A 25,853-nucleotide genomic window follows, 5' to 3' on the forward strand; every position below is an offset into this window, starting at 1 on the left:
ATCACGGAGTGTAGACGTACGGGGTGGTGGTCGTGACCGGGACGAGACCGAGCCGCTGAAGGATCGGCCGGCTGTCCGGCGAGCAGTCCACCTGGAGCAGCGTCCGGCCACGCTGCTCGGCCAGGCGCGCCCGGTACGCGACCAGCGCCCGGTAGATGCCCCGCCGCCGCCACTGCGGCAGGGTCGAGCCGCCCCAGAGGGTGGCGAAGGCGGTGTTCGCCTGGTAGCGGACCCAGCCGGCGCTGACCACCGTGTCGCCCGCCTCGGCGACGACGACCGTGATGGACTGCGCGTCGGCCTCGATCTCCTTCGCCAGGCCCGTCACCAGGTGGCTGCGGTCGTCGAGCCAGACCGCCTCCTCCATCGCGGCGATCCGCTCCAGGTCCTCCCGGGCACTGACCTCGCGCAGGCGTACCCCCTCGGGCAGCACGGGCACGGCGGCGGCCAGCGCCGCGACCGGACCGACCACGACGGTCTCCTGCGCCTCCGCGACGAACCCGGCGGCGCGCAGCCGGTCGGGCAGGTCGGCCGGCTGGTCGTGACCGTTGAGCTTCCACTCCACCGCCTCGCCGCGCCGGCGGAAGAACTCCACCTGCCGGGCGATCAACGCGTCCAGCTCGGCCCCGGCGAGCCCGTCCAGCGTGCGGTACGTGAGGAAGCCGCGCTGGTCGAGGCCGAGGACGCGGACCAGCGGGCCGTCCCGTTCCACGGTGACCCCGGCCGGCAGCGGGTCCGGAATCTCCGGGCGGATCTGGGCGTCGTAGGCGTCGCGCAGCATGCGGGCGTCAAGATCGGTCATCATTAGAGGCTACGACCGGCCGGAAACGGATAATGACCACGTGTGGCAGGCGATCAGACGCTGGTTCGACCCGCGCGAACTGCGGGCTGTCGGCGAAACCCCCGACTACCGCTTCTCGCTGGCCAACGAGCGGACCTTCCTGGCCTGGCTGCGTACCGGGCTGGCGCTGGTGGCGGGTGGCCTGGCCGCCGCGCAGTTCCTACCGCCGGCACCCCTGCGGGAGGTGATCGCCATCGCGCTGCTGCTACTCGGCGGCGCGGTCGCCGTGCGGGCGGTCGACCACTGGGCGCGTACGGAACGGGCCATCCGCCTCGGCGAGGAGCTGCCCGCCTCCCGCTTCCCGGCGGTGCTCGCCCTCGCCGTCGGCCTCGGCGCGCTGCTGCTGGTGGCGGCGGTGCTGGCGCGGGCGGTCGGCGGCCGGTGAGCCGGCGGGTTCCGCGCCGGCCCGACGGATCCGGTCGCCACGGCCCGGGATCGCCACGGCCCGGCCGGCCGATGCGCGACCCCGGGCTGCAACCGGAGCGGACCCGGCTGGCCTGGCGGCGTACGGCCCTGGCACTCACCGTGATCATGGTGCTGACCGTGCGACTCGCGTTCACCGGCCCGCCCGCCGGTGGGGCGTTCGGCGCGCTGGTCGCCGGGGTGGCCGTGCTCGGCTGGGGCGCGGCGCTGGCGGTCTGCTGGCGGCGGGCCACCGGCACCGGCCCGTCCCCCGGCTACGGGCGGTCGCTACCCCTGGTCGCCCTCGCCACGGCCGGCTTCGCGCTGCTCGGCACCCTGCTGGCGGCGCGCGGACTGGGTTGACGGGAGCCGGTAGGCCATGATTGACGCATGGCCCGGCTCTACGTCCTCCTCTTCCTCGTGCAGATCGTCCTCGCCGTCTGCGCGCTGATCAGCTGTCTCTCCGCCGAGGAGGGCGAGATCAAAGCCCTGCCCCGGATCGCCTGGGTGCTGATCATCCTGTTCTTCCCGCTGCTCGGCTCCCTCGCCTGGTTCGCCGCGGGGCGCGAGCGCGTCGCCGGCCGCCCCGCCGGCGGGTCACCGAAGGGCGGGATCCTGCCGGGCCGGGAACGGCCCCGCCCGGTCGCCCCCGACGACGACCCCGAGTTCCTCCGCTCGCTCGGCGAGCGCTCCCGGCGGGAGGACGGGGAGCTGTTCCGCCGCTGGGAGGAGGACCTGCGCCGCCGCGAGGACGAGCTGCGCCGCCGCGACGGCAAGCCGCCGCGCGAGGAGGACCGCCCCGAGGAATCCACCCCCGGCGCCTGAGCCCCGCGCCGTCGCCGGTCGCCCGACGACGGCGGCGGGTTCGACTCAGGCCAGGTTCGACGAGCGGGGGTACGCGTCGGCCGGGTCGGTGAGCACGTTGACCAGGTATGGCACGCCGGCGTCGAAGGCACGCCGCAGCGCCGGCCCGAGGTCGCCGGCCTTCGCCACCGTCTCGCCCGCCCCACCCAGGGCGCTCACCACCTGGTCGTAGCGCAGCTCCGGCTGGAGGTCGGCGGCGACGTCGTAGCCGTACATCGCGCGCATCGGGTGCTTCTCCAGGCCCCAGATGCCGTTGTTGCCGACCACGATCACCACGGGCAGCTTCTGCCGCGCGAGGGACTCCACGTCCATCAGCGAGAAGCCGGCCGCGCCGTCGCCCATGAGGACGCAGATCTGCCGGTCGGGGTGGCTGACCCGGGCGCCCATCGCGTAGCCCATGCCGGTGCCGAGGCAGCCGTACGGGCCGGGGTCGAGCCAGGTGCCGGGCTGCGCGGGCTCCAGGTAGCGGCCGGCGTACGAGACGAAGTCCCCGCCGTCGCCGATGGTGATGGCGTCGCGGTCGAGGACCTTGCGCAGTTCGCCGTAGACCCGGGCGGGACGGATCGGGTCGGATTCGGCGGCCATCTCCTCGGCGTCGCGCGCCTTCGCGGCATCCTCCGCCGTACGCAGGTCGGCGATCCAGTCGGCGTGCTCGGCCCGGTCGCCCGGGTGCTCGGCCAGGGCGGTGAGGATCAGCCGGAGGTCACCGGCGGGGGCGGCGGCCGGCTGCACGTGCCCGGCGCGCTGGCTGGGCGCGTCGACGACGTGCACCACCTTCGCGTCGCCGAAGTCGCCGAAGCTGAGCCGGAAGTCCAGCGGGGTGCCGATCACCACGACCACGTCGGCGCCCTTGAGCGCCACCCGGCGGGCCTTGGCGAAGGCCAGCGGGTGCTCCGGCGGCAGCGCGCCCCGGCCCATCCCGTTGGTGAAGACCGGCACCTGGAGCGACTCGGCGGCGGCCCGCAGGGCGTCGACGGCGTCCCCGGCGTAGACGTCGGAGCCGGCGATGATCACCGGGCGGTGGGCGGCGGCGATCAGGTCGGCCGCCTTCGTCACCTCGTCGGCGTCGGGCTCGACCGGCGCGATGCCCGGCAGCGCGGGCAGCTCGGCGTCGGCGACCGAGAAGACCGCCTCGAGGGGGAAGTCGAGGAAGACCGGGCCCCGGTGCGGGGTGAGCGCGGTGGTCAGGGCCGCGGTCACGGCGCGCGGGATGTCGTCGGCGCTGAACACCGTCTCGGCGTGCTTGGTGACCGGGGCGACCAGCGGCAGGTGGTCCATCTCCTGGAGGCTGCCCGAGCCCCAGCGGAACTGCGGGGCCCGGCCACCGAGCACCAGCACCGGCGAGGCGTTGAAGTACGCGCTGGTCAGCCCGGAGATGCCGTTGGTCACGCCGGGGCCGGCGGTGAGCACGGCGAGACCGGGGCGGCGCTGGAGCTTCGCCACCGCCTCGGCGGCGAAGACCGCCGACTGCTCGTGCCGCACGTCGTAGAGGGGGAACCCGGCCTTGTGCGCCGCGTCGTAGAGCGGGAAGACGTGCCCGCCGGAGAGGGTGAACATCTCCCGCACCCCGTACGCGCGCAGCGCCGCGAGCGCGAGCTCCCCGCCGTGACCTTCGATCCGCTCCGTCATCGTCTTCCCTTCGTCCGCTCGGCCGGAGTCACACGCTACTTACCGGTAGGCCAAATGTGAACAGTTCTCGATTCGCCGGCCGGGCCGGTCAGCGGCCGGTGAAGTCCGGCTTGCGCTTCGCCACGAACGCCGCCATGCCCTCGCGCCGGTCGTCGGTGGCGAAGAGTGCCGCGAAGAGCTGGCTCTCCCAGGCCAGGCCGGAGTTCAGGTCCATGTCCAGGCCGCCGTCGACGGCGAGCTTCGCGGCGCGCAGGGCCTGCACCGGACCGGTGAGGTACGGACGGACCAGCTCGACCGCGGTGTCGTAGACCTCGGCGGCCGGGGCGAGGCGGTCGGCCAGCCCGATGCGCAGCGCCTCCTGGGCGTCGACCATCCGGCCGGACATGATCAGATCCTTGGCGCGGGCCGGGCCGACCAGCCGGGCCAGCCGCTGGGTGCCGCCCGCGCCGGGGATGATGCCGAGCTTGATCTCCGGCTGGCCGAGCTTCGCGTCCTCGGCCACCACCCGCCAGTCGCACGCCAGCGCCAGCTCGCAGCCGCCGCCGAGGGCGTAGCCGGTGATCGCGGCGACGACGGGCTTGGGGATCCGGGCGATCGCGCCGAGGGCGCTGGACAGGTCGGCCGCCCGGTCCGCCATGTCCACGTAGGACATGTCGGCCATCTCCTTGATGTCCGCGCCGGCCGCGAAGACCTTCTCCCCGCCGTACACGATGACGGCGCGGACGTCCGGGTCGGCGGTGGCCGCCGCGGCGGCGGCGCGCAGTTCCTCCTGCACCTGGGTGTTCAGGGCGTTCATCGGCGGCCGCTCCAGCCGGATGGTGCCGATGCCGTCCTTGGTCTCCAACCGCACGAACTCGCCCACGCTGGCCCTCACTTCCTCGTCGAAGTCGCGTGCCAACCTTACGGCCCGGATCGTTGGGGTAAGTACTGTGGTCTCAGGCCCGCCACCGGGAGTACCGCCATGATCACGTACTACGACGACAGGTCCGTGCAGGTCACCTCGACCGCCGTCCGGGTGGACGGTCGGACCTTCCGGCTGGCCGACATCAGCATGGTCTGGCACCAACGCGGCAGCCGGTCCTGGCGGGTGCTCGCCGGCCGGGGCGCGATCGGCGCGGCGCTCGCCGGCCCCCTGGTCGCCGCCGCCCTCGGCATCGCGCTGGCACTCTGGCTGGACCGCTCCCTCACCGTCACCATCGCCATCGTCGGCGCCTCGGTGCTGGTCGGGCTCGCCGTCGGTCCGGTCGCCGACTTCCTCTTCGAGCACCTCGACCGCTCGTACGCGCGGGGCAGCCGGCAACTGGAGATCTGGGCCCGCTGGCGCGGCCAGCCGGTACGACTGCTGCACACCGGCGACGCGCTGCGCTTCGGGCAGATCTACCGTGCGGTGCAGCGGGCGGTGGAGGCGAGCCAGCCGGTGTCGCCGCGCCGGCGCTGACCGTCGCTCCGCCGTCACTCCGCCGCCGCTTCGGTGCCGCTGCGGTACCGGTGCGGTGCCGCTAGAACTCGATCGGCTCGTCCGGCAGCATGGCCAGGCCCCGCAGCAGCCCGAAGAGGTCCTGCTCGCCCCAGAACTGCACGATCCGCCCCTGCGCCAGCCGGTACATCTTGCAGGTGCTCTGCACCGCCGTCGCGCCCGTGGCGTCGCGCCGGTACGTCTGGGCCAGTGACACCACGACGCGGTCGTCGGCGGCGAAGATCTCGACGAACTCCTGGTCGAGCACGGTCAGGCCCGGCGAGGTCACGGCCCCCTCGACGTACCGCCGTCCCCGCACCTGACGGCCGGAACCGTAGATCAGCACGTCCTCGTCGACCACCGCGCGCAACTCCGTCACGTCCTTCGTGACGAACGTCCGCAGGTAGCGGCGGACCACCTCGACGTTGTGCTCCTGCTCGGTCATAGCCGGTCACGGTACCCACCCCACGCGACCCGCCGCCCGCCCCGCACTGCCCACACCACGCTGTCGAGCTGCCCCACCTGGCGGGGCGGAGTCCGACGGGTCCGCGCCCAGCGAAGCGGATCGAAGGCCGTGACGTCGGGGCGGCGGCAATGGTCGCCCCTCGCGCCCTGTCGAGCTGATGTCGTAGACGAGTCAACCGGCGAAGGGCAGGCCGCCGGGCGCCGGGCGATGTCGTAGACGATTCAGCTCGACAGCGGGCGAGCGGTCACCCCCTCGCCCGCGGACGGGGCGCGGACACTCGCGGGGGATCGCCCACGAGTGGTTAGGCTTAGTGATGACCCTCTATTACCGGGACGACGCGGTGCAGGTGACGTCGGAGTCGATCCGGGCGGGCGGGCACGCCGTGGCGATCGCCGACGTGACGTACGTCTGGCACGCGCAGGGCCCGAAGACGCTGGCGGTACGGGGGCGGGTGCTGGGTCGCGGCGTGCTGGTCCTGCTCCTCTCCCTGCCACCGCTGGTCGCGGTGGTCTGCGTGCTGTCGCTGGCGTGGTCGGCGCAGGACCGGGGCGAGTGGCAGCTCGCGTTGATCATTCTCGCCGCGTGCGTGGTCGGCGCGCTGGCCCTGACCCCCTTCCTGGAGATCCCGCTCGGCTGGCTCGACCGCTCCTACGAGCGGGGCAGCAAGGTGCACGAGCTCTGGGTCCAGCACCACGGCCGGGAGGTGCTGCTGCTGCGTACGCCGGACGCGCTGCGGTTCGGGCAGATCTACCGCGCGGTGCAGCGCGCGGTCGAGCAGCACACGGACTCCTGAACCGCCGAAGCCGGGCTGCCCTGTCCGGCGGTACGGGCGCGGGCGACGCACACTGGTGCCATGGTGATTCCCCTCCCCCGGCCCGCCGCGGTCGTCGGTCTGACCCGTTCCGCCCTCGACCAGGCCCTCGGCTCGGCGGCCTCGTTCGCCGCCGTGCCGGCCCGCGCGTTCGCCGTGCTGGACTCGGTGGAGGCCCTGCTGAGCCGGGTCAACGCCACGGTGGACCGGATCGACGGCATGGTGGACCGGATCGAGCAGACCCTCGACCGCACCGACCGGGTGCTCACCGACGCCGAGGGCGCCGTCCGGGAGGTGGCCGTCATCAGCGCCGCCGCGACCACCGCGATCGAGACGGCCACCGAGGTGGCCGCCGCCGCGGCCGTCGTGGTCGGCGAGGCGGAGAAGGTGGCCCGCACGGCCGGGGCGGTGGTCGCCGAGGCGGACGCGGTGGCCGGCCGGGCCGCCGGCACCGTGGGCACCGCGGCGGAGGCGGCGGCCACCGCCGCCGAGCTGCTGACCGCGTACGAGCCGACGCTGCGGCGGGGCGCGCCGATGGCGAACCGCTTCGTCGAGCAGCTCAGCCACGAGGAGGTGACCGCCGCGATCCGGCTCGTCGACGAGCTGCCCAAGCTCAAGCAGCACCTGACGGCGGACATCCTGCCGATCCTGGCCACCCTGGACCGGGTCGGCCCGGACCTGCACGACCTGCTCGACGTCACCCGCGACCTGAAGCTCGCCGTCGCCGGCATCCCCGGGCTGGGCATGCTCCGCCGCCGGGGCGAGAAGCTCACCGACGACCCCGAGGCGTGACCGACGGCACCGGCCGTCAGGCGTGACCGGCCGTCAGGCGTGACCGGCGGTCGCCACGTCGCCCGGATCAGGCGGGGACGTACAGCTCGTCGATCTCCGCCCGGCTGGGCAGCGCCACGGAGGCGCCGAGCCGGCGGGCACAGGCCGCCCCGGCCGCCGCCGCCCAGCGCACGGCGTCGACCACGTCCCGCCCCTCGCCCCAGGCGACCGCGAGGGCGGCGGTGAAGGCGTCCCCGGCGGCCGTGGAGTCCACCACGTCCACCTTGACCGCCGGCACGTGCACGGCGGTGCCGTCCCGGTCGCCGTACCAGGCACCCTCCGCCCCGAGGGTGAGCACCGCCCGGGGCGCCAGGTCGAGCAGGGCCGACGGCTCGTCCCGGCCGCGCCCGGTGAGCGCCTGCGCCTCGGTCTCGTTGACCACCAGCAGGTCCGTCGCCGCCAGCAGTTCCGGCGGCACCGCCACGGCCGGGGCGGCGTTGAGCACCACCCGGGTGCCGGCCGCCCGGGCGACGACGGCCGCCTCGGTCACCGTGCCGACCGGGATCTCCAGCTGCGCGATCAGCACGTCCGCCCCGCGTACGGCGGCCAGCTCGGGCTCGGTCAGGCCGGTCATCGAGGCGTTGGCACCCGGGCTGACGAGGATGGCGTTCTCGCCCTCGGCGTTGACCATCACCAACGCCACGCCCGACGTGCCGTACGTCGTGCGGAGCTGCCCGGTGTCGACCCCGGCGGCGGTGATCCGGGCCCGCAGGGTGACGCCGAACGAGTCGGAGCCGATCGCCCCGAGGAAGGCGCACGAGGCGCCGGCCCGGGCGGCGGCGACGGCCTGGTTGGCGCCCTTGCCGCCGGGCACCATGACGAAGTCGGTGCCGAGCAGGGTCTCCCCCGGCCGGGGCAGGGCGGGGGCGGTGCCCACCAGGTCCATGTTGGCGCTGCCCACCACGACGACCCGGGTCTGCCGCATCGCCACCTCCTCGCCGCCGGGTTGCGCTGCGGCGAAGTCTAGGACCCCGGCGGCGGTTCCCGTCCGGGCCGGGGCGTCGCTCAGGCGGCGCGGGCGGTGAACCGGTCGCCGGAACGCTCGACCACCAGCGGCAGCCCGAAGGTCTTGGAGAGGTTGTCGCCGGTGAGCGTGTCGTCGAGGAGCCCCTGCGCCACCACGGCGCCCTCGCGCAGCAGCAGCGCGTGGGTGAAGCCGGGCGGGATCTCCTCCACGTGGTGGGTCACCAGCACCAGCGCCGGGGCGTCCGGGTCGTACGCCAGCTCGGCCAGCCGGGCGACCAGGTCCTCGCGCCCACCCAGGTCGAGCCCGGCGGCGGGCTCGTCGAGCAGCAGCAGCTCCGGGTCCGTCATCAGCGCGCGGGCGATCTGCACCCGCTTGCGTTCCCCCTCGGAGAGGGTGCCGTAGGTGCGCTCGGCGAGGCCGCCGATGCCGAGCTGGTTCAGCAGGGCGCGGGCCCGGGCCTCGTCGCTGCTGTCGTAGCTCTCGCGCCAGCGCCCGAGCACCGACCAGGCGGCCGTGACGACGACGTCGCTGACCCGCTCGTCGGCGGGCACCCGCTCGGCGAGCGCGGCGGTGGAGAGCCCGATGCGGGTACGCAGCTCGTTGACGTCGGTGCGGCCGATCCGCTCGCCGAGCACGTGGGCGGTGCCGGTGGTGGGGTGCAGCCGCCCTGCCGCGAGGTTGAGCAGGGTCGTCTTCCCGGCGCCGTTCGGCCCGAGCACCACCCAGCGCTCGTCCAGCTCGACCCGCCAGTCGACGTCGTGCAGCAGTGCGGTGCCAGCCCGGCGTACGCCGACGCCGTCGAGGCTGACCACCAGATCCTCGTCCCCAGTCACCCGACCATCCAACCACGCACCGCCGAGGCACCCCCCACGGGCGGCGCTGCGGCCATAGGGTGAGGCGCCGTGTCGTTGGTCACCACAACCGGAGGACGGTCCATGCCCGGTCGGAGCACGGAGCCGCGCGGATGAGCGCGGTCATCGAGATCGAAGGGCTGCGCAAGACGTTCCACAGCCTGCGGCAGGGCCGCCGGGTGGCGGTGGACGGCTTCGACCTGCTGGTGGAGGCCGGTCAGATCCACGGCTTCCTCGGCCCCAACGGGTCGGGCAAGACCACCACGCTGCGCGCCCTGCTCGGGCTGGTACGCGCCGACGCGGGCCGGATGACGGTGCTGGGCGTCCGCTCGCCGGACGGGCTGTCCCAGGTGGCCGGGCGGGTCGGGGCGATCGTGGAGAGCCCGCAGTTCTTCGGCAACTTCACCGGCCACCGCACCCTGCGCCTGCTCGCCCGGGCCGGCGGCGTGCCGACCGCGCGGGTCGACGAGGTGCTGGAGCAGGTGGGCCTGCGGGACCGGGGCGACGAGCGGGTCAAGGGCTACTCGCTGGGCATGAAGCAGCGACTGGCGGTCGCGTCCGCCCTGCTCAAGGACCCGGAGCTGCTGATCCTCGACGAGCCGGCGAACGGGCTGGACCCGGCCGGCATCCGGGAGATGCGGGACCTGATGCGCTCGCTGGCGGAGGCCGGCGTGACCGTGCTGGTCTCCAGCCACATCCTCGCCGAGATCCAGCTGATCTGCGACCACGTGACGATCATCTCGCGGGGGCGGCGGGTGGCGGCCGGGCGCGTCGACGAGGTGCTGGCCGGCCACGACCGGCACGAGCTGCTGGTGCGGGTGGACGATCCGCAGCGGGCCGTGGAGCTGCTGACGGCGGCCGGGCTGGCGGCGACCGGGCACGACGACCACCTGGTCGTCAGCGACGTGGACGACGCGACCGAGGTCAGCCGCACGCTGGGCGAGGCGGGCCTCTGGGTACGCGAGCTGACCCCGCTGCGGCCCGACCTGGAGAGCGTCTTCCTCGAACTGACCGGCACGGCGACGCACCCGTCGCTGCCCCGGCAGGTGGACGACTCGGTACTGCCCGACGACGGGCCCTCCGAACCGGTGCTCGACCTCGACGTGCGGGGAGTGGACGCGTGAACCTGGTCCGTGCCGAGCTGGAGCGCCTCGGCGCCCGGCGCTTCGTGCAGCTCATGCTCGTCCTGCTGGTGCTCGCGTTCGGCGTCACCGCGGCGACCACCCTGGCGAGTTCGCACCGGCCCACCGACGTGGAAGTCTTCGAGGCCCAGCGCGACGCCGCCGTCGCGCGCGGCGAGTTGGAGCGCACCCACCAGCTCTGCCTGGACCGGCAGCGCGGGATCGTCGTCGGGGACGACGTGCAGGAGTACCTCCCCGACGACTGCAGCGAGATCGACCCGGCCCTGATGGAGCGGGCCCCGGTGACGTCCGACTTCCTCACCGGGGTGTTCACCTTCGCCGAGGAGGCCGAGCCACTGCTCTACTTCCTCATCGGCTTCCTGGCGCTCTTCGGTTTCCTGGTCGGCGCCTCCTACATCGGCGCCGACCTGAACTCGGGCGGCGTGGTCAACCTGCTGCTCTGGCGCCCCCGGCGGATGACCGTCCTCGGCACCAAACTGGGCACCCTGCTCGGCGGCATGACGCTGCTGTCGCTGGCCGCCTCGGCGGCGTACCTCGGGACCTTCTGGCTGATCGGCCGGTTCGCCGGGCGGCCGGGGCGACTCGACGGGGAGTTCTGGGGCTCGCTGGGCGTGACCTGGGGGCGCGGCCTGCTGCTGGTGCTCGTGCTCACCGCGATCGGGTTCGCCGTCGCGACCCTGGGCCGGCACACCTCGGCGGCGCTCGGCACCGTCGCCGGATACCTGGTGGTGTGGGAGCTGGGCGCCCGGCTGGTGATGGAGATCCTGGACGTGCTCAAGGTGGACCGCTACATGCTCTCCAGCTACGTGGCCGCCTGGCTGAACGGCCGGGTCGAGTTCTGGGACTACCAGCCGTGCCTCAACCCGTCGGCTGCCTCCTGCACCGGCCTCTACACGGTGACCTGGCAGTCGTCGCTGGTCCTGCTGCTCGGGCTGACGGGCGCGCTGACCGTCGCCGCCTTCGTGGCGTTCCGCCGTCGCGACCTGATGTGACGCCCGGAGGGTCATCGAGGTCGCGGGCACCGGGCGCGGCACGGACCCGCACGCGGCAGGACCTTGCAGCATCGCAGCCGACGATGAAATATTCCTTCACATGACGCGCGCCGTCCGCCGACCCCGCCGACCCTGCCCGGCGGCGGACGGCGGGCGGTGCGTGTCGGCGGGCGAGCGGCCCCGGTCAGCCGACGGTCGAGCCGAAGACCTCGTCGCGGACGGCGTCCAGCGCGGTACGCAGCGCCCCCCGCAGGATCGGCTCCTCGGTCAGCCCCGTGGGCACCACCCGGGGGCGGACCAGCGTGATCGCCGCGACCTCGTGCTGCACCCGCTCGGCCAGCGCCGCCCCGCCGGCCTGGCCGACCTCGCCGGCGAGCACCACCAGCGGCGGGTCCAGCACCACGCAGGTGCTCGCCACACCGAGCGCCAGCCGGCGGGCCACCTCGTCGAGCATCGGACCGCCGGCGGTGCCGTCGGCCACCGCCGCCCGTACCGCGGCGGCGCCGCTGTCGTCGGGGTAGCCGTGCGCGCGGGCCAGGTCGCGGACCGCATCCGCGCCGATGAGCTGCTGGAACGCCGGCTTCGCCCGGCGGGACACGTCGCGCGGGATGGGCGCCCCGGGCACCGGCAGGTAGCCGATCTCGCCGGCCGCGCCGCTGCTGCCGTGGTGCAGCCGGCCACCCAGCACGATCGCCAGGCCGACGCCGGCGCCGACCCAGACGAGCACGAAGTCCGTCAGCCCCTGGGCCGCGCCCGACTGTGCCTCGGCGACGGCGGCCAGGTTCACGTCGTTCTCGAAGACCACCGGGGTGTGCAGGTCGTCCCGGAGGGCGGCGAGCAGGCCGGTGTGCCAGCGGGGCAGGTTGAAGGCGAACGTGATGTCGCCGGTGCCGGGGTCGACGAGGCCCGGGGTGCCCAGCACGATGCGCCGTACGCTCGACAGCTGCGCCCCGGCGCTGCTCGCGGCCTGGACCACCGCGTTGTGCACCACCCCGACGGGATCGTCGGTGTCGTGGGTCGACTGCTCGACGCGGCCGATCACCTCCCCGGTGATGTCCGCGCAGGCGGCGACCACGCGATCGGCGCCCACGTCCACCCCGACCACGTGCGCGCTGCCCGGCCGCACCGCGTAGAGCTGGGCGTTCGGCCCTCGCCCGCCGGCCTGCTCGCCGACCCGGGTGACCAGCCCCCGCTCCTCCAGCCGCTCGACGAGCTGGGAGGCGGTGACCTTGGACAGCCCGGTCAGCTCGCCGAGCCGCGCCCGGGTCAGCGGCCCCCGCTCCAGCAACAGCTCCAACGCCGCGCGGTCGTTGAGTACCCGCAACAGGCGGGGGGTGCCGGGCAGCCGGGTCGCACTCATGCCACGTCCTCTATTTTTGATAAACCTTGCTAACTGTAGACCGACCTGCGAGCGGGTAGCCGCTAGCGTATCGGCCGCCCGGGGGCCGGCTGCTCGGCCGACCCGGTACGTCACCGACCCCCGCCGGTACGACATACGTGCCGCCGGGGACGAAAGGGGGAGATCACGTGGGGCTGGATCCAGGACTGCGCCGGCTCGCGCTCGGCACGCTGCTCGCCGCGTACCCGGGGCCGGTCCCCCCGGACTGGGCGGTCGAGCTGGTCGGCGAGGGGCTCGCGGGGCACACCCTGTTCGGCACCAACGTGCACGACCCGCAGCAGGTGGCGGCGAGCACCGCCGCCCTGCGGGTCGGCCGCCCGGACGTGCTGGTCGCGATCGACGAGGAGGGCGGTGACGTCACCCGGCTGGCGCACGCCACCGGCAGCCCGTACCCGGGCAACGCGGCGCTCGGCGCGATCGACGAGGTGGAGCTGACCCACCGGGTCTACGCGGCCATCGGCGCGGAACTGGCCGGGCTCGGCGTCACCGTCAACCTCGCGCCGACCGTGGACGTGAACAGCGCCGACGAGAACCCGGTGATCGGCACCCGCTCGTTCGGCGCCGACCCGATCCGGGTGGCGGCGCACTCGGCCGCGGCCGTGGCCGGGCTCCAGTCCGCCGGGATCGCCGCCTGCGCCAAGCACTTTCCGGGACACGGGGCCACGGTCGCCGACTCCCACCACGAGCTGCCCACCGTGGACGTACCGCTCGACGTGCTGCGCCGCCGCGACCTGCCGCCCTTCGCCGCGGTCGTCGAGGCCGGCGCGCGGGCCGTGATGACCGCGCACATCCGGGTGCCGGCCCTGACCGGTGACGGCCCCGCCACCTTCAGCCGGGCGGTCCTGGTCGACCTGCTCCGCACCGAGTACGGCTTCACCGGCACCGTCATCACCGACGCGCTGGAGATGAAGGGCGCCGCGGTGGCGGCCGGCGGGGTCGGGCCGGCCGCCGTACGGGCGCTGGCCGCCGGCGCCGACCTGCTGTGCATCGGCGCCCAGGTCGACGCCGGGCTGGTCGAACACGTGGTCGCGGAGATCGTCGGGGCGCTCGGCGACGGCCGCCTGGACCGGGCGCGGGTGGAGGAGGCGGCCGGTCGCGCCGCCGCGCTCGCCGCCTGGACCCGGCCCTCCGGCGCGACCGCGGCCACCCCCGACGGGCTCGGGTACGCCGCGGCGCGGCGCGCCGTACGGGTGGAGGGGGACCTGACCGGGCTGGACCGCCCGCTGATCGTCCAGCTGCACGCCACCTCGACCATCGCCGAGGGGCGGGTGCCGTGGGGCCTCGCCCCGCACCTGGACGGCGCGGAGGAGCTGCGCGTCGTCGCCACCGAGACCGGGCCCGCAGCCCTGCGGCAGCTCGCCGGTGACCGGCCGATCGTGCTGGTCGGCCGCCACCTGCACCGGTTGCCGGGCGGCATGGAGCTGGTGACCGCGCTGGCCGCCGAGCACCCGGTGACCGTGGTCGAGATGGGCTGGCCCTCCAGCTGGCGCCCGGCGGGCGTACGGGCGTTCGTCACCACGTACGGCGCCAGCCACGCCTGCGGCCGGGCCGCCGCCGAGGTGCTCGGCCTGGCCGGCTGACACCGCCACTGCTCGCCGGTCGGGCGGCGCATCGACGCCATTCGTACGCTGCGTCACCAAACCTTCAGGGCGCCATCTTTCGAATAGCCGCAGGTCAGAGTCCGTTATTCGACAGCCGGACCACACCTGCGGCACCTTGCCGTCGCTCCAGCAAATACGTAGCGTGATGGGCACGCACACCACCCGCGGGCCCTGGGGGAGACTGCGGACCGTGGATCCGGCCCGGGAACCACGGTCCGCGCCCCCACCGCCCGGGGTGAGCCGCGCCGGTCGCCGTTCCCCCGCGACGGGCACCGGCACGCCCGCTCAGGGCGGGTAGACGCCGAAGGACCGCCAGCCCCGGTCGGGGAAACCGGCGGCGGTCGCCACCCTGGCCGAGGCGGTGTTGGCGGGGTCGTGCAGATAGGTCGGCACGGCCCCCTCGTCGAGCACCCGGCGGGCCGCCTGGGCGACCAGCCGCCGGGCCAGCCCCCGCCCCCGGGCCGCCGGCGCGGTGCCGACCGCCAACTCGTGGCCGTACGTGTCGTGCCGTTTGATCCCGACGCCGGCCAGGTAGCGCCCCCGGGCGTCGCGCACCACCAGCACCGGCCGGTCGAACAGTCGCAGCCAGGACGGCAGCCCGGCGGCGGCCGGGGGTGTCCACTCCCCCACGTCCGGCAACGGGGCCGGCGCCACGCTCCACCGGAACACGTCGTCGTGGACCGCCCAGCCGGGTCGCCCCACCGCGGCGGGCAACGCCGGAAGCGGCGGCCCGCCCGGCCGCCGGACCAGGTCACGGACCGCCGCGACCCGGTCGGGGGCGACGGAGAGCACCGTGCTCGCGCCGGCGGTCACCGCGACGGCCGGCCGGAGCCGGCCGTCCCAGGCCGGTCGGGCCCGTCGGTGCGAGCCGACCACGTGCAACCCCGACCCGGCCGGCCACTGGCCGAGCCAGCTCGCCAGGTGCAGGTGCAGCCGCCGGTCGAGCATCGCCGCCCACCTCCCCCGGCCGTCGACGGTCCTCCCTGGAGGGCGGTCCGCCGCCGGCCCGCCTCGCCGACGATCACCGTACGCGGGCCGGGCGCCCCTCGCGACGGAACCCGTCGGCGGCGGGCCCGCCCGGCATCGGACGGCCCGCCGGGCCGGCGTCGTGTGGTGCGGGGCCGGCGCGAGGGTTGGACTGCGCGGCGGGCGGGTAGACACACCCGAACACCGACGACCGTCGATTCGAAAGGTGACAGCGAATCACGGGAACCAGAGACGCCGATCAGTCGTCATATCCATTTCCATACATGGACAACTTTGTTTGGGACGGTAAGGTCATGCCGATTCAGCCGAACGACCGCTACCACCAGGACCCCGAGCGACTCTGGCGGTGCACCGAAGCCCCCGGGCGGTTCCCGGCACAGTCGGCGTACCGGGGCAACCGCGCGGGCAACGGCGCGGTCCGGTGGAGCGAGGTCGACAAGCAGCCCGCCGGCGCCTCCTCGCGCGGCGGCTCGAACACCCGCTGAGCATCCCGCGCCAGGCCGGGCGGCTCCGCGACACACCCGGACGGTCCACCGGCGGCTTTCGCACACCTGTCGGGTAATTTCTTCTGGTCCGGAATCCCGGCCTACGACAGGAGAAGCTCCGCGCATGGGCAAGAAGACGATCCACGTCTCCGACTTCAGCGGCACGGTCATCCAGCCCGACGACGAGGTGGTCCGCGTCGTCGTCCTGGAACACCCGGACCTGGTCGCGGGGCCCGTGCGGTTGGACGCCACCCCGGTCGAGGTGGAGAGCATCGACGACGCCGCGCTCGACGTCGCGGTGGTCGAGATCCACGACCGGCACGGCGACGGTGAGCCGCGCCGGGTGGTCCTCACCGCGAGCGAGTTCGACGCGCTGGCGACCGACGTGCCGATGGCGCAGCTGCTGAAGACGGCCGAGCGGGTCCGCCCGCCGAAGGCCCGCAAGGGCGCGGAGCGGGTGGACTACGGCACGATCGAGCACGCCGGCAGGCCGCACCGGGGCCGGGTCACCGAGGAGGAGGCCCGGCTGGTGCGCGAGCGGCTCGACGAGGTCAACAAGCGGCTCGCCGACGCCGGGATCCGTCAGGTCGACCCGACGGATCCCGAGCACGCCGCCCGCTACGGCTTCCCCGCCGCGCCCTGAGGCGGGTCACTCCCGAATCTGCATGGTCCGCAGGGCCGCGGCCACCCACTCCTCGGTCGCGGCCTTGGTCACGCCGAGCCCGCTGAGGGGCCCCGCGCCGTTCTCGTGCTCCAGCAGCGCGAGCAGGACGTGCTCGGTGCCGATGTAGTTGTGCCCGAGGCGCAGGGCCTCCCGGAAGGTCAGCTCCAGCGCCTTCTTGCCCTGGGCGTCGTACGGGATCAGGTCGGGCACCTCGGCGGTCGAGGGCGGCAGCGCGGCCGTCGCGGCCTCGCGTACGCGCTCCAGCGGCACCCCCTGGGCGACGATCGCCTTCGCGGCCAGGGCCTCGGGCTCGCTGAGCAGCCCCAGCACGAGGTGCTCGGGGCGGATCTCGGCGTGCCCGGTGGCCCGCGCCTCGTTCTGCGAGGCCATCACCACGTTGCGGGCGCGGGGGGTGAAGCGGCTGAAGCCCTGCTGCGGGTCGAGCGGCGGGTCGTCGGCCTTCGGCACGAAGCGCTTCTGCGCCGCCTGCTTGCTGACGCCCATGCTGCGGCCGATCTCGGTCCAGGAGGCGCCGGAGCGGCGGGCCTGGTCGACGAAGTGGCCGATCAGGTGGTCGGCGATGTCGCCGAGGTGGTCGGCCGCGATGACCGCGTCGGTGAGCTGGTCGAGCGCGTCGGGATGGGCCTTCTTGATCGCCTGGATCAGGTCGTCGAGGCGTACGGGGTTGCTCATCTGCACCGGTTCCGTCATGCGTCAACCATAGGTTGACGTCAACCTGTCGTCAACCCGAAGTTGACGACAGGGTTCGCGAACGCCTGCGGTTCGTCGACCTCAGGGGATGACAGCACGTGACGGCCCGTAGGAAAGTTTCAGCATTGCCTCGCTCGATATAGAAGATTTACGATTCGGCCTCCACCGTCAAACCCACCCGCACGGTACGAACATCGGAGGCCACAATGTGTGACGCACCGGAGACAGGCAGACTGCTCCACGTACCGGCCCGCCGACGCGCCCTGTTCGCGGCGCTGGGCGTCGGCGCCGGCATCGGGGTCCTCGGCCTGCCCAGCCCCGCGCTGGCCGCCGTCGCCGGCTGGAGCAACCCCACCCGCGGCACCCTGACCTCCGGCTACAAGAGCTCCAGCCGGCCCGGCCACCTGGGCTGGGACGTGGCCAACAGCCAGGGCACCCCGGTCTACGCCACCGCCGACGGCACCGTCCGGGACATCAAGACCAACTCGTACCCGGGCGACACGACGAGTGGCCCCCTGGCCGGTCGCACCGGCAACAGCGTCCACATCAACCACGCCGACAGCTACTTCTCCTACTACGGCCACCTGCACCGGGTGCTGGTCAGCGACGGCCAGAAGGTCAGCTGCGGCCAGTTGATCGGCCTGATGGGCACCACCGGCAACTCGACCGGCCCGCACCTGCACTTCGAGATCCACCTGCCCCGGTTGAGCACGTTGGACCCCCGGGTGTTCCTGGCCAACCGGGGCATCACCCTCGGCTCGACGGCGCCGGTGGGCAGCACCGGCTACCCCAGCGTCAGCCAGGGCGCCTCGGGCTGGGTGCCCCGGGTGATCCAGTACCTGGTGCGGGCGCGTGGCATCTCCGTCGTCGTGGACGGCGTCTACGGAGCCGGCACCACCAGCGCGGTACGCAGCTTCCAGAGCAGCAAGGGACTCTACGCCGACGGCCTGGTCGGCCCGATCACCTGGACCGCGCTCGTCCTGCCCCTGCGCGAGGGCAACTCCGGCGACCTGGTGCGCGGCCTGCAGACCGCCCTCAACGCCCGGGGCGCGAGTCTCCTCGTCGACGGTGACTTCGGTTCGGTCACCACCAGCGCGGTGCGCGCCTTCCAGAGCCGCAACAGCCTCGTCAGCGACGGTCTCGTCGGCCCGGTGACCTGGAGCGTGCTCATCTGAGCGGCACCGTCAGAGCCAACCGTTGTCCCGGGCGGTACGGAACGCCTCGGCCCGGTTGGCCACGCGCAGCTTGCTGACGGCGGCGGAGAGGTGGTTGCGGACCGTACCGGCGGAGAGATGGGTACGCCGCGCCACCTCCGCCACCGGGGTGTCGTACTCGGCCAGCCGGAGCACGTCCAGCTCCCGCGGTGTGAGGGGGCACTCCGGCGCGGTGAGCGCGTCGGCGGCCAGGGCCGGGTCGACGTACCGGCCGCCGGCGTGCACCCGGCGGATGACGTCGGCGAGCGTCCCACCCGGCGCGCCCTTGGGCAGGAACCCCTTGGCCCCGGCGGCCAGCGCGCGTTGCAGGTGCGGCGGGCGGCCGTGCCCGGTCAGGATCACCACCTTGCAGTCGGGCAGGACGCGAGCCAGCTCCGCGGTCACCTCCAGCCCGTCCAGGGCCGGCATCTGGAGGTCCACCACGGCGACGTCCGGCCGGTGGGCGAGCGCGGCGGTCACGGCGGCCCGCCCGTCCGGCGCCTCGCCCACCACCTCCAGGTCGGACTCCAGCCCCAGCAGGGCCGCCAGCGCCGCCCGGATCAGGTCCTCGTCGTCGGCGAGCAGCACCCTGATCACGGGCGGGTCCGTACCGTCACGTCGAGGCGGAACACCCCGTCGTCGATCCGGTGGCGCAGCGTCCCCCCGGCCTCGGCCAGCCGCTCGGACAGCCCGCGCAACCCGAAGCTGTACCGGTCCGGCGACGCCCCCTCGGCGCCGTCGTTCGTGATGGTCATCCGTACCTCGTCCTCGTCCTGGCTGATCTCGATGGTGCACCAGGTGGCCCGGCTGTGGCGCAGCACGTTGGTGCTGGCCTCCCGCAGCACCGCGACGAACTGCCGGGCGATCTCCGGCGGCACGTCGTCCGGGGGCAGCGCCACGGCGCAGCGGATGCCGGAGGAACGCAGCACCTGCTCCACCGCGGCGATCTGGTCCCCGAGGTCCACCGCACGGTACCCGTGCACCACCTCGCGCAGTTCGACCAGCGCCGACGCGGCCAACCGCTGCACCTCGGCCGCCTCCCGGCTGGCCCGTCCCGCGTCCGTGGCCGCCAGCCGGGACGCCAGTTCGGCCTTCAGCGCGATGACCGAGAGGCTGTGCCCGAGCAGGTCGTGCACGTCGCGGGCGAACCGCAGCCGCTCCTCGGTCGCGGCCAGCCGACCCTGGGCGGCCCGCCCCCGCTGCGCCTCGACGAGCAGCCCCCACAGCCAGAGCTGGAGGGCGTTCCACGCGGCCGTGGAGAGGCCGGCGACCACCACGACGGTGACCTGGTCCCGGACCGGGGCCCCGTTCCAGGCCGCCACCCCGGCGGCCGTCGCCACGGACAGCAGCACCGCCGGGACCGCGACCCACCACTGCCGCAGCAGGGACACCGAGCCGATCAGGGACGCGCCCAGGAATCCCCAGGTCGCCCACTCCGGCCCGCCCACGGGCCCGACCAGCGGAACGGAGAGCACGGCGGCCGAGGCGAACCCCGCGAGCAGGCGGCGCCGCGTCGACTCGGCCAGCCACGGGGTGATCGCCCCGTAGAGTGCTCCGCTCTGCCCGACGACGAAGAGGACGACCCCCACCGTCCCGGCCACCGCCCAGCGTGGATCCTCCTCCCGCGCCAGCCCGACGGCGGCCAGCAGCGACGTCACCAGGACCCCGCTGCCGACGGTGCTCAACGTGACGGCACGGGCGCGGCGCAGGCCGAGCTCCCGCTCGACCTGCGCTTTGTCCATGCGCATGCCCCCGATACCGGAGGGCGCGACGGCTGCCTCGATCATCCGTGCCGGGGCTCCCACCGGAAGTAGCGGTCGGCCAGGAACAGCGCCACCGCCAGCCAGACCAGCAGCACCCCGAAGGAGGGCAGCGTCTCGACGAGCACCCCGGCGAACCCGAGGGCCTGGCCCTCGTCGGTGCTGCCGAGCCAGCCGACGCGCATGACCTCGGTGAACGGCCCGTTCGGCAGGAACCACAGCACCCGCTCCACGGACTCCGGCAGCGCGCCGAGCGGCACCATCGCACCCGGGGTGCCCAGGAAGATCACCACGGTCGGCAGGGTGGTCAGCATGGCGGCCTCGGAGCTGCGGGTGACGGCGGAGAGCGCGGCCGAGAACCCTGCCATGATCGCGGACCCGAACAGCAGGGCCACCGCCATGACCAGCGGGTTTCTGGGGACCGGCAGGCCGGGTACGAGGACGGCGTAGATGACCAGCAGCACGAACTGGGCGAGGAAGATCGCCACGGTGCTGCTGGCCGTACCGAACAGGATGGTGCGGTCCGAGGCGAGCCCGGCGCGCAGCCGCTTGAGCACCAGCTCCTGGCGGCGCGACGCGTACACGGTGGTCAGGTGGTGGTGCACCAGGAAGACCATGATCAGGGTGGTGACGCTGACGACCCGGCGGACGCCCGACACCGTCTCGCCCCCGTACTCGCTGACGAGCAGGACGGCGATGATCAGGGGGGTCACCACGGACATCGCGGTCGCCGTCCAGTTGCGACGCAGCGCCAGCAGTTCCATCTTCAGCATCGCGACGATCTGCCAGATCGGCTTGGTGGCCCGGTCGTTGGACGCGGCGGGCACGGTGGCGCCGGGCATCCGCGTCGTGGTGGATTCGCTCATCGGGCGGCCTCCGCTTCCGCGTGCTGGTCGGTCAGGTGGTCGGCGGCGATGTCCAGGAAGACATCCTCCAGGGTGGCCGGTCGCGCCGACAGCGCGGCCAGCCGGACGTCGCCCGCGTTCGCCCAGTCGAGCAGCTGGGTGAGGTCGGCCTGAAGCTGCCGGGACTCGTAGATCACTCGGTCGCCGTCGACCAGGCGGGTGGAGTGCGCCAGCTCCGGCAGCGAGTCCGTCGCCGGCCGCCGGAAGGTGATCCGGGCGGGCAGGGTGCGGACGACGTCCTCCGGCGCCCCGGTGGCGACGACGTGCCCGCCGCGCATGATCGCCACCCGGTCGGCGAGGACCTCCGCCTCCTCCAGGTAGTGCGTGGTGAGCAGGACCGTGGTCCCGCCCGCCTGGAGTTCGCGGACGACGTCCCAGGTGCGGCGGCGGGAGGCCGGGTCCATGCCGGTGGTCGGCTCGTCGAGGAAGAGCACTTCGGGCCGGCCGAGCACGGCCAGCGCCAGTTCCAGTCGGCGGCCCTCGCCGCCGGACAGCTGGTCGACCGCCACGTCCATCCGGCCGGTCAGGTCGACCAGCTCCAACACCTCGGCGGCGGTGTGCGGGCGGACGGTCAGGGACCGCCAGATCTCCACCGTCTCGCGGACGGTCAGCGCGCCGGTGAAGCCGCCGTGCTGGAGCATCACCCCCGTGCGGGGGCGCAGGGCGGCCCGCTGCCGCACCGGGTCCAACCCGAGCACCCGGACCCGGCCCGAGGTGGCCGGTTGCAGCCCCTCCAGCACCTCGATGGTGGTGGTCTTGCCGGCACCGTTGGTGCCCAGCAGGGCGAACAGCTCACCCCGGCGGATCCGCAAGGATATCCCCCGGACCGCCTCGAAATCCCCGTAGCTGCGGCGCAGCTCGTCCACTTCGATCACGACGTCATCCATGGCTATCAGGCTGCCGGCGACCGACGACAGATCCAACCCCCGCCGTGTCATGTTCCGACCGTGTCGTCCTCATGCCCCACCCGTGCGTCGCACGCGGCACGCCTGGGCTGTCCGCCGGCACGGGCCGGGACGGCGCGCCGTGGTCCGCCCGCGCCGTCCCCGCGCGTACGCGTACGCCGCCGCACCTAGCGGGCGGTCATTTGGGCGTGCACCGGGCGCAACGTCAGCAGGGGCGTGAGGGTCATGTCGTGGCCGGTCGTGTCCACCCGGGAACGCGTCGGCAACGCCGTGAGCACCACCGTCGCCTCCTGCAATGCGAACTGCATGCCGACGCACGCCCGGGCCCCGCCGCCGAAGGGCAGGTACGCGTGGCGCGCGGCCCGGAACGGCGCTCACCGTCCGGTCAGCGGACCGGCCCCGATCGGCGCGACGTCCACCGGAAGGTCCGGCAGCACCCCTGCGAGCGCCTCGACCTTCGTCCACGTCATGGTCACCTGGTCGAGGTCGCTGTCCCCGAGCGGGACGCCCAGCTCGTCGAACGCCCGGGAAAGGCGCTCCCGCCGGACGGGGTCGACGCCGTCGGCCGGCGCCTCCGGCGCGCAGACGGGCGCGAGGTCCGTGACGAGTTCCAGCTTCGGCTCGCGCTCGTGCCAGCCCGTACGCCGCTGGTAGACGTCGGCGACGGCGGCCAGCTCGAAGTCGCGGCCGGGAGCGGCGGCCAGTTGCAGCGACAGCGGCAACCCGTCGCCGTCGGCCCCCATCGGCAGCGCCAGCGCCGGGAAGCCCACCGCGCTCCAGATGCTGGGCAGGAAGGAGATGGTCTGGAGGCTGGCCTGGTCGTCGTAGCGGGGGGCGGCGGACGGCCAGGCGGGCGTGGCGATCACGTCGACGTCGCGCAACCGCGCCCGCAGGGCCTCGGCTCCCCAGCCGCGTACCCGCTGGGCCCGCAGGTAGGTCTCCGCCGGCAGCACGCCGCCGAGCGCGACGTTCCACCGGAACGGCCGGCCGTAGTCGCTCCAGCGCGCCCGGAAGTGCGCCCCGTGCACCTCGAACGCCTCCACCAGCATCGTCACGAGCTGTGCGGCGAAGAGCGGGAAGGCCTCGTCGAACGGCACGTCGACGACCTCGGCGCCGGCGGCCCGCAGCTCGTCGAGCGCGGCGTCGAAGGCGGCGGCGGTGTCGTCGGTCAGCGCGGCGGCGTACCGCACGAGGTCACCGGGCACGCCGACGCGGACGCCCGCGAGATCGGCGAGCGGCGGCCGGGACAGCTCCTCGGGCCGGTCCGCCATGACGGCGAGCAGCCGGGCGCACTCCCGGGCCGTACGCGCCAGCGGACCCGCCGTCTCGACCGACCGTGCCAGGGGGCGGACGCCCGCCGCGGGCAGGAGGCCCTGCGTCGGCTTCAGCCCGGTCACGCCGCACAGCGCGGCGGGGATCCGGATGCTGCCGTTGCTGTCGGTGCCGACACCCGCGTCGAAGAACCCGGCGGGGATGCCGTTGGCGCTGCCGCAGCTCGACCCGCCGGTCCACCGGTGGGGGTCCCACGGGTTGCGGGGCACCGGGAAGGGCGCGTCGGGGTCCGGCCGGGACAGCGCGTGCTCCGCCATCGTGGTCTTGCCCACGATCACGGCGCCCGCCGCCCGCAGCCGCGCCACGACGGTCGCGTCGCGGTCGGCCCACCAGGCCGCGTCGTGCACGCTGCTCTGGCAGGTGCTCGGCGCGCCGGCGACGGCGACGACGTCCTTGACGCCGACCAGCGTGCCGCGCAGCGGACCGTCCGTGCCCGGTCCGTCGGTCGGGAAGCGGTGCAGGAAGGTACCGAGCATCGGCCCGAGCCGGTCGGCCCGCTCGGCCGCGGCGGCGAGGCGCCGCATGTCAGCTCACCACCGGGTGCCCGTGCCGGCCGGTCGCGACGACCGCCGGCGGGCAGGGGGTGGCGGAGCGGTTACCGGTCAATTCCACTCCGGTTCCCTCGGCGGTTTCCCGGAAGAAGTCGATGTGTGGAAAGGCGAACAGTTCAGCCGTGACGTCGTCACGGACCGCGTCGCCGATCGACGAATGACGGTCACCGTTTCGCTGCTGGCGTGTCACGAACACCTCCCCCACACGGGCCGCGGATATGCGCAGCCCAGGACCACGACAGGTCCGACGATGGCGGGTACGGCCGGCGCGGGGTAACCCCTACGGTCACCCCTCAGTACCCCGGAATGATGCGCCACGTACGCCAATTCTCGCGACGGCGGCCCCGGAATTCCTGGCTCCCCACTCGGCGGCGCTGCTAAATACTATTCGCATACCCGCACCGATCTAAATGGGGAAATCAATGAGCAACGCAATTGCGAACCTCGTGGCGACACCCACGCTCGGTGCGGTGCAACCGCAGGCGATCGACGTGTCCGACGTGCACAAGAGGTACGGCGACGTACGGGCCGTCAACGGCATCGACCTGCGGATCGCCCCCGGCGAGGTGGTCGCGCTGCTCGGGCCCAACGGCGCGGGCAAGTCCACGCTCGTCGACATGATCCTGGGGCTCAGCCGCCCCGACCGCGGCGAGATCCGCGTCTTCGGGCACACCCCCCGGGAGGCCATCACCCGGGGCGTCATCGGGGCGACGCTCCAGGACGGCGCGCTGCTCGACGACGTGTCGATCCGCGAGCTGCTCACGATGGTGGCGTCGCTGCACGCCGCCCCGCTGCCCATCGCCGAGGTGCTGCGCCGCACCGACCTCACCGACATCGCCGACCGCCGCACCCGGCTCTCGGGTGGGCAGCGCCAGCGGCTGCGGCTGGCGATGACCCTCGTGTCCGACCCGAAGCTGCTGGTGCTGGACGAGCCGACGGTGGCGATGGACGTCGAGTCGCGCCGCGTCTTCTGGGCCGCCATGCGGGAGTTCACCGACTCCGGGCGCACCGTGGTGTTCGCCTCCCACTACCTGGAGGAGGCCGAGGAGTTCGCCGACCGGGTGGTGCTCGTACAGGCCGGCAGGATCATCGCCGACGGCACGGTCGCGGAGATCCGCTCCGTGGTGGCGGGCCGCTCGCTGTCCGCCACCGTGCCGGACACGACCGTGCAGCAGTTGCGCCTGCTGCCCGGCGTGGTGAGCGTCGAGTCCCGCGGCCAGCGCTTCGAACTCGTCTGCTCCGACTCCGACGCCGCCGCCCGCGAGCTGTTCGCCCGCCATCCCCGGGCACGCGACGTGGAGATCGGCGCCCTCGGCCTGGAACAGGCGTTCCTGGCCCTCACCGCCACGAAGGACGGGGCCGCCTGATGAGCACGGGCTTTCTCAAGATCGAAGTCAGACGGGTGGTCCGGGCCCGCAAGTTCTGGATCGTCGCGTTCCTCTTCCCGACGCTGCTCTACCTCATGCAGGCCAACCTGTTCCGCGGTGAGGTCGTCGCGAGCACCGGCATCGACTTCAGCGAGCACCTGCTGGGCGGCCTCGCCGCCTTCGGGGCGCTCTTCGTGGCGCTGAACGTGGGCACCAGGGTGGCGATCGAGCGGTCGACGGGGTGGCAGCGCCAGCTGCGCATCACCCCCCTGTCGCCCACCTCCTACCTGACCGCGAAGCTGGCCGCGGCGATGGTGGTGGCGCTGCCGGCCATCACGGCGGTGGCGCTCACCGGCGCGCTGTTGCAGGGCGTCGAGCTGCCGCTGGGCGGCTGGCTCCAGCTGGTCCTCGGCGTCTGGGTCGGCACCCTGCCCTTCGCCCTGCTGGGCGTCTTCATCGGCCAGGTCGCCACGGCCGAGAGCGTGCAGGTCCTCACCTCCGTCTCGCACATGCTGCTCGGAGTGCTCGGCGGCGCGCTGTTCCCGTCGGTCGCGTTCCCCGGGTGGCTCCAGAAGGTGTCCGCCGTGATGCCGAGCCACTGGCTGGCCGAGGTCGGGCACAGCCCGTTCGAGGCCGACTCCCGGCTCGGGCTCGCGGCCCTGGTGCTCGCCGGGTGGACCGTCGTGCTCGGCGGCGCCGTGACCCTGCGCTACCTGCGGGACAGCGCCCGCGTCTGAGGCCCGC

The 25,853-nt window shown here is 74.0% G+C and carries 29 protein-coding genes and 1 pseudogene; 14 read left to right on the plus strand and 16 right to left on the minus strand.

What is annotated here, in order from left to right; all coding sequences use genetic code 11:
- Position 1 precedes the first annotated feature (1 nt).
- Complete coding sequence (locus ACGFIR_RS12140) at positions 2-799, minus strand: GNAT family N-acetyltransferase (protein ID WP_393144652.1); 798 nt, start codon at positions 797-799, stop codon at positions 2-4.
- Between the two features lie 40 nt (positions 800-839).
- On the opposite strand from ACGFIR_RS12140, the gene ACGFIR_RS12145 reads away from it, so the two are divergent.
- The 3 genes from ACGFIR_RS12145 (at position 840) to ACGFIR_RS12155 (ending at position 2,065) form a co-directional block, all read left to right on the plus strand.
- Positions 840-1,223, plus strand: coding sequence for a YidH family protein (locus ACGFIR_RS12145; protein WP_393004620.1), 384 nt, complete (start codon positions 840-842; stop codon positions 1,221-1,223).
- 71 nt (positions 1,224-1,294) lie between these two features.
- Positions 1,295-1,603 (plus strand): DUF202 domain-containing protein, encoded by a 309-nt coding sequence (locus tag ACGFIR_RS12150; RefSeq protein ID WP_393144654.1) that lies wholly within the window; start codon positions 1,295-1,297, stop codon positions 1,601-1,603.
- 27 nt (positions 1,604-1,630) lie between these two features.
- Complete coding sequence (locus ACGFIR_RS12155; RefSeq protein ID WP_393144656.1) at positions 1,631-2,065, plus strand: PLD nuclease N-terminal domain-containing protein; 435 nt, start codon at positions 1,631-1,633, stop codon at positions 2,063-2,065.
- Between the two features lie 45 nt (positions 2,066-2,110).
- On the opposite strand, the gene ACGFIR_RS12160 is transcribed toward ACGFIR_RS12155, so the two are convergent.
- Both ACGFIR_RS12160 and ACGFIR_RS12165 read right to left on the minus strand, forming a co-directional pair.
- Positions 2,111-3,733: an acetolactate synthase gene (locus ACGFIR_RS12160; protein WP_393144658.1), complete on the minus strand. Its 1,623-nt coding sequence runs from the start codon at positions 3,731-3,733 to the stop codon at positions 2,111-2,113.
- An 88-nt stretch (positions 3,734-3,821) separates the two neighbouring features.
- Positions 3,822-4,595 (minus strand): enoyl-CoA hydratase/isomerase family protein, encoded by a 774-nt coding sequence (locus tag ACGFIR_RS12165; RefSeq protein WP_393004628.1) that lies wholly within the window; start codon positions 4,593-4,595, stop codon positions 3,822-3,824.
- A 99-nt stretch (positions 4,596-4,694) separates the two neighbouring features.
- On the opposite strand from ACGFIR_RS12165, the gene ACGFIR_RS12170 reads away from it, so the two are divergent.
- Complete coding sequence (locus ACGFIR_RS12170; protein ID WP_393004630.1) at positions 4,695-5,171, plus strand: DUF6232 family protein; 477 nt, start codon at positions 4,695-4,697, stop codon at positions 5,169-5,171.
- Positions 5,172-5,232: 61 nt separating this feature from the next.
- Here the strand turns inward: ACGFIR_RS12170 and ACGFIR_RS12175 are convergent, their stop codons facing one another.
- Complete coding sequence (locus ACGFIR_RS12175) at positions 5,233-5,634, minus strand: nuclear transport factor 2 family protein (RefSeq protein ID WP_393144660.1); 402 nt, start codon at positions 5,632-5,634, stop codon at positions 5,233-5,235.
- Between the two features lie 334 nt (positions 5,635-5,968).
- Between ACGFIR_RS12175 and ACGFIR_RS12180 the strand changes: the two genes are divergently transcribed.
- Complete coding sequence (locus ACGFIR_RS12180; RefSeq protein ID WP_393004634.1) at positions 5,969-6,448, plus strand: DUF6232 family protein; 480 nt, start codon at positions 5,969-5,971, stop codon at positions 6,446-6,448.
- Between the two features lie 60 nt (positions 6,449-6,508).
- Positions 6,509-7,258, plus strand: a complete 750-nt coding sequence (locus tag ACGFIR_RS12185) for a hypothetical protein (protein ID WP_393144662.1) — start codon at positions 6,509-6,511, stop codon at positions 7,256-7,258.
- 67 nt (positions 7,259-7,325) lie between these two features.
- Here the strand turns inward: ACGFIR_RS12185 and ACGFIR_RS12190 are convergent, their stop codons facing one another.
- Positions 7,326-8,222 (minus strand): ribokinase, encoded by an 897-nt coding sequence (locus ACGFIR_RS12190; RefSeq protein WP_393004638.1) that lies wholly within the window; start codon positions 8,220-8,222, stop codon positions 7,326-7,328.
- A gap of 80 nt (positions 8,223-8,302) precedes the next feature.
- Positions 8,303-9,109: an ABC transporter ATP-binding protein gene (locus ACGFIR_RS12195; protein ID WP_393004640.1), complete on the minus strand. Its 807-nt coding sequence runs from the start codon at positions 9,107-9,109 to the stop codon at positions 8,303-8,305.
- A 119-nt stretch (positions 9,110-9,228) separates the two neighbouring features.
- Between ACGFIR_RS12195 and ACGFIR_RS12200 the strand changes: the two genes are divergently transcribed.
- A complete protein-coding gene (locus ACGFIR_RS12200; RefSeq protein WP_393004642.1) occupies positions 9,229-10,239 on the plus strand; it encodes an ABC transporter ATP-binding protein in 1,011 nt (336 codons plus the stop codon).
- Positions 10,236-11,249, plus strand: a complete 1,014-nt coding sequence (locus ACGFIR_RS12205; RefSeq protein ID WP_393144664.1) for an ABC transporter permease subunit — start codon at positions 10,236-10,238, stop codon at positions 11,247-11,249. Before ACGFIR_RS12200 ends, ACGFIR_RS12205 begins: the two co-directional genes overlap by 4 nt.
- Positions 11,250-11,433: 184 nt before the next feature.
- Here the strand turns inward: ACGFIR_RS12205 and ACGFIR_RS12210 are convergent, their stop codons facing one another.
- On the minus strand, positions 11,434-12,609 hold the full coding sequence (locus ACGFIR_RS12210; protein WP_393004646.1) for an ROK family protein: 1,176 nt from the start codon (positions 12,607-12,609) through the stop codon (positions 11,434-11,436).
- Positions 12,610-12,776: 167 nt separating this feature from the next.
- On the opposite strand from ACGFIR_RS12210, the gene ACGFIR_RS12215 reads away from it, so the two are divergent.
- Entirely contained in the window at positions 12,777-14,228 is a 1,452-nt protein-coding gene (locus ACGFIR_RS12215) for a glycoside hydrolase family 3 N-terminal domain-containing protein (RefSeq protein WP_393144666.1), read from the plus strand.
- Between the two features lie 306 nt (positions 14,229-14,534).
- On the opposite strand, the gene ACGFIR_RS12220 is transcribed toward ACGFIR_RS12215, so the two are convergent.
- Positions 14,535-15,197 carry a GNAT family N-acetyltransferase gene (locus ACGFIR_RS12220; RefSeq protein WP_393144668.1) on the minus strand — a complete coding sequence of 221 codons (663 nt, stop codon included), beginning with the start codon at positions 15,195-15,197 and terminating at the stop codon, positions 14,535-14,537.
- 332 nt (positions 15,198-15,529) lie between these two features.
- On the opposite strand from ACGFIR_RS12220, the gene ACGFIR_RS12225 reads away from it, so the two are divergent.
- On the plus strand, positions 15,530-15,721 hold the full coding sequence (locus ACGFIR_RS12225) for a DNA repair protein (RefSeq protein WP_393144670.1): 192 nt from the start codon (positions 15,530-15,532) through the stop codon (positions 15,719-15,721).
- Between the two features lie 124 nt (positions 15,722-15,845).
- Complete coding sequence (locus tag ACGFIR_RS12230) at positions 15,846-16,364, plus strand: hypothetical protein (RefSeq protein WP_393004653.1); 519 nt, start codon at positions 15,846-15,848, stop codon at positions 16,362-16,364.
- A gap of 6 nt (positions 16,365-16,370) precedes the next feature.
- Here ACGFIR_RS12230 and ACGFIR_RS12235 read toward each other — a convergent pair whose 3' ends face one another.
- Complete coding sequence (locus ACGFIR_RS12235) at positions 16,371-17,096, minus strand: Clp protease N-terminal domain-containing protein (RefSeq protein WP_393004655.1); 726 nt, start codon at positions 17,094-17,096, stop codon at positions 16,371-16,373.
- Between the two features lie 206 nt (positions 17,097-17,302).
- Here ACGFIR_RS12235 and ACGFIR_RS12240 point away from each other — a divergent pair, with 206 nt between their 5' ends.
- Positions 17,303-18,271: a peptidoglycan DD-metalloendopeptidase family protein gene (locus ACGFIR_RS12240; protein ID WP_393144672.1), complete on the plus strand. Its 969-nt coding sequence runs from the start codon at positions 17,303-17,305 to the stop codon at positions 18,269-18,271.
- Between the two features lie 9 nt (positions 18,272-18,280).
- Here the strand turns inward: ACGFIR_RS12240 and ACGFIR_RS12245 are convergent, their stop codons facing one another.
- The 7 genes and pseudogenes from ACGFIR_RS12245 to ACGFIR_RS12275 all read right to left on the minus strand — a co-directional run bounded on the left by ACGFIR_RS12245 (position 18,281) and on the right by ACGFIR_RS12275 (position 23,947).
- A complete protein-coding gene (locus ACGFIR_RS12245; RefSeq protein ID WP_393144674.1) occupies positions 18,281-18,886 on the minus strand; it encodes a DNA-binding response regulator in 606 nt (201 codons plus the stop codon).
- Entirely contained in the window at positions 18,883-20,076 is a 1,194-nt protein-coding gene (locus ACGFIR_RS12250; protein ID WP_393144676.1) for a sensor histidine kinase, read from the minus strand. The genes ACGFIR_RS12245 and ACGFIR_RS12250 overlap by 4 nt, the downstream gene beginning before the upstream one ends.
- On the minus strand, positions 20,073-20,915 hold the full coding sequence (locus ACGFIR_RS12255) for an ABC transporter permease (protein WP_393004663.1): 843 nt from the start codon (positions 20,913-20,915) through the stop codon (positions 20,073-20,075). The genes ACGFIR_RS12250 and ACGFIR_RS12255 overlap by 4 nt, the downstream gene beginning before the upstream one ends.
- Complete coding sequence (locus tag ACGFIR_RS12260; RefSeq protein ID WP_393004665.1) at positions 20,912-21,841, minus strand: ABC transporter ATP-binding protein; 930 nt, start codon at positions 21,839-21,841, stop codon at positions 20,912-20,914. Before ACGFIR_RS12260 ends, ACGFIR_RS12255 begins: the two co-directional genes overlap by 4 nt.
- Before the next feature lie 286 nt (positions 21,842-22,127).
- Positions 22,128-22,215 (minus strand): annotated as a pseudogene (locus ACGFIR_RS12265) (cytochrome P450); the annotation flags it as partial.
- Between the two features lie 18 nt (positions 22,216-22,233).
- On the minus strand, positions 22,234-23,715 hold the full coding sequence (locus tag ACGFIR_RS12270; protein WP_393004667.1) for an amidase: 1,482 nt from the start codon (positions 23,713-23,715) through the stop codon (positions 22,234-22,236).
- Between the two features lies 1 nt (position 23,716).
- On the minus strand, positions 23,717-23,947 hold the full coding sequence (locus ACGFIR_RS12275) for a hypothetical protein (protein ID WP_393144678.1): 231 nt from the start codon (positions 23,945-23,947) through the stop codon (positions 23,717-23,719).
- A 217-nt stretch (positions 23,948-24,164) separates the two neighbouring features.
- On the opposite strand from ACGFIR_RS12275, the gene ACGFIR_RS12280 reads away from it, so the two are divergent.
- Both ACGFIR_RS12280 and ACGFIR_RS12285 read left to right on the plus strand, forming a co-directional pair.
- On the plus strand, positions 24,165-25,109 hold the full coding sequence (locus ACGFIR_RS12280; protein WP_393144680.1) for an ABC transporter ATP-binding protein: 945 nt from the start codon (positions 24,165-24,167) through the stop codon (positions 25,107-25,109).
- Complete coding sequence (locus ACGFIR_RS12285; RefSeq protein ID WP_393004673.1) at positions 25,109-25,846, plus strand: ABC transporter permease; 738 nt, start codon at positions 25,109-25,111, stop codon at positions 25,844-25,846. The genes ACGFIR_RS12280 and ACGFIR_RS12285 overlap by 1 nt, the downstream gene beginning before the upstream one ends.
- Positions 25,847-25,853: the final 7 nt, after the last annotated feature.

The organism is Micromonospora sp. NPDC049051, assembly GCF_043197575.1.
Lineage (GTDB): Bacteria > Actinomycetota > Actinomycetes > Mycobacteriales > Micromonosporaceae > Micromonospora.

What these genes read in the sequence shown, in the direction of transcription:
- ACGFIR_RS12140 (WP_393144652.1), bottom strand. Translation starts at nt 799, where the DNA reads ATGACCGATCTTGACGCCCGCATGCTGCGCGACGCCTACGACGCCCAG.
- ACGFIR_RS12150 (WP_393144654.1), top strand. Translation starts at nt 1,295, where the DNA reads ATGCGCGACCCCGGGCTGCAACCGGAGCGGACCCGGCTGGCCTGGCGG.
- ACGFIR_RS12155 (WP_393144656.1), top strand. Translation starts at nt 1,631, where the DNA reads ATGGCCCGGCTCTACGTCCTCCTCTTCCTCGTGCAGATCGTCCTCGCC.
- ACGFIR_RS12160 (WP_393144658.1), bottom strand. Translation starts at nt 3,733, where the DNA reads ATGACGGAGCGGATCGAAGGTCACGGCGGGGAGCTCGCGCTCGCGGCG.
- ACGFIR_RS12170 (WP_393004630.1), top strand. Translation starts at nt 4,695, where the DNA reads ATGATCACGTACTACGACGACAGGTCCGTGCAGGTCACCTCGACCGCC.
- ACGFIR_RS12175 (WP_393144660.1), bottom strand. Translation starts at nt 5,634, where the DNA reads ATGACCGAGCAGGAGCACAACGTCGAGGTGGTCCGCCGCTACCTGCGG.
- ACGFIR_RS12180 (WP_393004634.1), top strand. Translation starts at nt 5,969, where the DNA reads ATGACCCTCTATTACCGGGACGACGCGGTGCAGGTGACGTCGGAGTCG.
- ACGFIR_RS12185 (WP_393144662.1), top strand. Translation starts at nt 6,509, where the DNA reads ATGGTGATTCCCCTCCCCCGGCCCGCCGCGGTCGTCGGTCTGACCCGT.
- ACGFIR_RS12190 (WP_393004638.1), bottom strand. Translation starts at nt 8,222, where the DNA reads ATGCGGCAGACCCGGGTCGTCGTGGTGGGCAGCGCCAACATGGACCTG.
- ACGFIR_RS12200 (WP_393004642.1), top strand. Translation starts at nt 9,229, where the DNA reads ATGAGCGCGGTCATCGAGATCGAAGGGCTGCGCAAGACGTTCCACAGC.
- ACGFIR_RS12210 (WP_393004646.1), bottom strand. Translation starts at nt 12,609, where the DNA reads ATGAGTGCGACCCGGCTGCCCGGCACCCCCCGCCTGTTGCGGGTACTC.
- ACGFIR_RS12220 (WP_393144668.1), bottom strand. Translation starts at nt 15,197, where the DNA reads ATGCTCGACCGGCGGCTGCACCTGCACCTGGCGAGCTGGCTCGGCCAG.
- ACGFIR_RS12225 (WP_393144670.1), top strand. Translation starts at nt 15,530, where the DNA reads ATGCCGATTCAGCCGAACGACCGCTACCACCAGGACCCCGAGCGACTC.
- ACGFIR_RS12230 (WP_393004653.1), top strand. Translation starts at nt 15,846, where the DNA reads ATGGGCAAGAAGACGATCCACGTCTCCGACTTCAGCGGCACGGTCATC.
- ACGFIR_RS12235 (WP_393004655.1), bottom strand. Translation starts at nt 17,096, where the DNA reads ATGACGGAACCGGTGCAGATGAGCAACCCCGTACGCCTCGACGACCTG.
- ACGFIR_RS12240 (WP_393144672.1), top strand. Translation starts at nt 17,303, where the DNA reads ATGTGTGACGCACCGGAGACAGGCAGACTGCTCCACGTACCGGCCCGC.
- ACGFIR_RS12250 (WP_393144676.1), bottom strand. Translation starts at nt 20,076, where the DNA reads ATGATCGAGGCAGCCGTCGCGCCCTCCGGTATCGGGGGCATGCGCATG.
- ACGFIR_RS12255 (WP_393004663.1), bottom strand. Translation starts at nt 20,915, where the DNA reads ATGAGCGAATCCACCACGACGCGGATGCCCGGCGCCACCGTGCCCGCC.
- ACGFIR_RS12260 (WP_393004665.1), bottom strand. Translation starts at nt 21,841, where the DNA reads ATGGATGACGTCGTGATCGAAGTGGACGAGCTGCGCCGCAGCTACGGG.
- ACGFIR_RS12270 (WP_393004667.1), bottom strand. Translation starts at nt 23,715, where the DNA reads ATGCGGCGCCTCGCCGCCGCGGCCGAGCGGGCCGACCGGCTCGGGCCG.
- ACGFIR_RS12280 (WP_393144680.1), top strand. Translation starts at nt 24,165, where the DNA reads ATGAGCAACGCAATTGCGAACCTCGTGGCGACACCCACGCTCGGTGCG.
- ACGFIR_RS12285 (WP_393004673.1), top strand. Translation starts at nt 25,109, where the DNA reads ATGAGCACGGGCTTTCTCAAGATCGAAGTCAGACGGGTGGTCCGGGCC.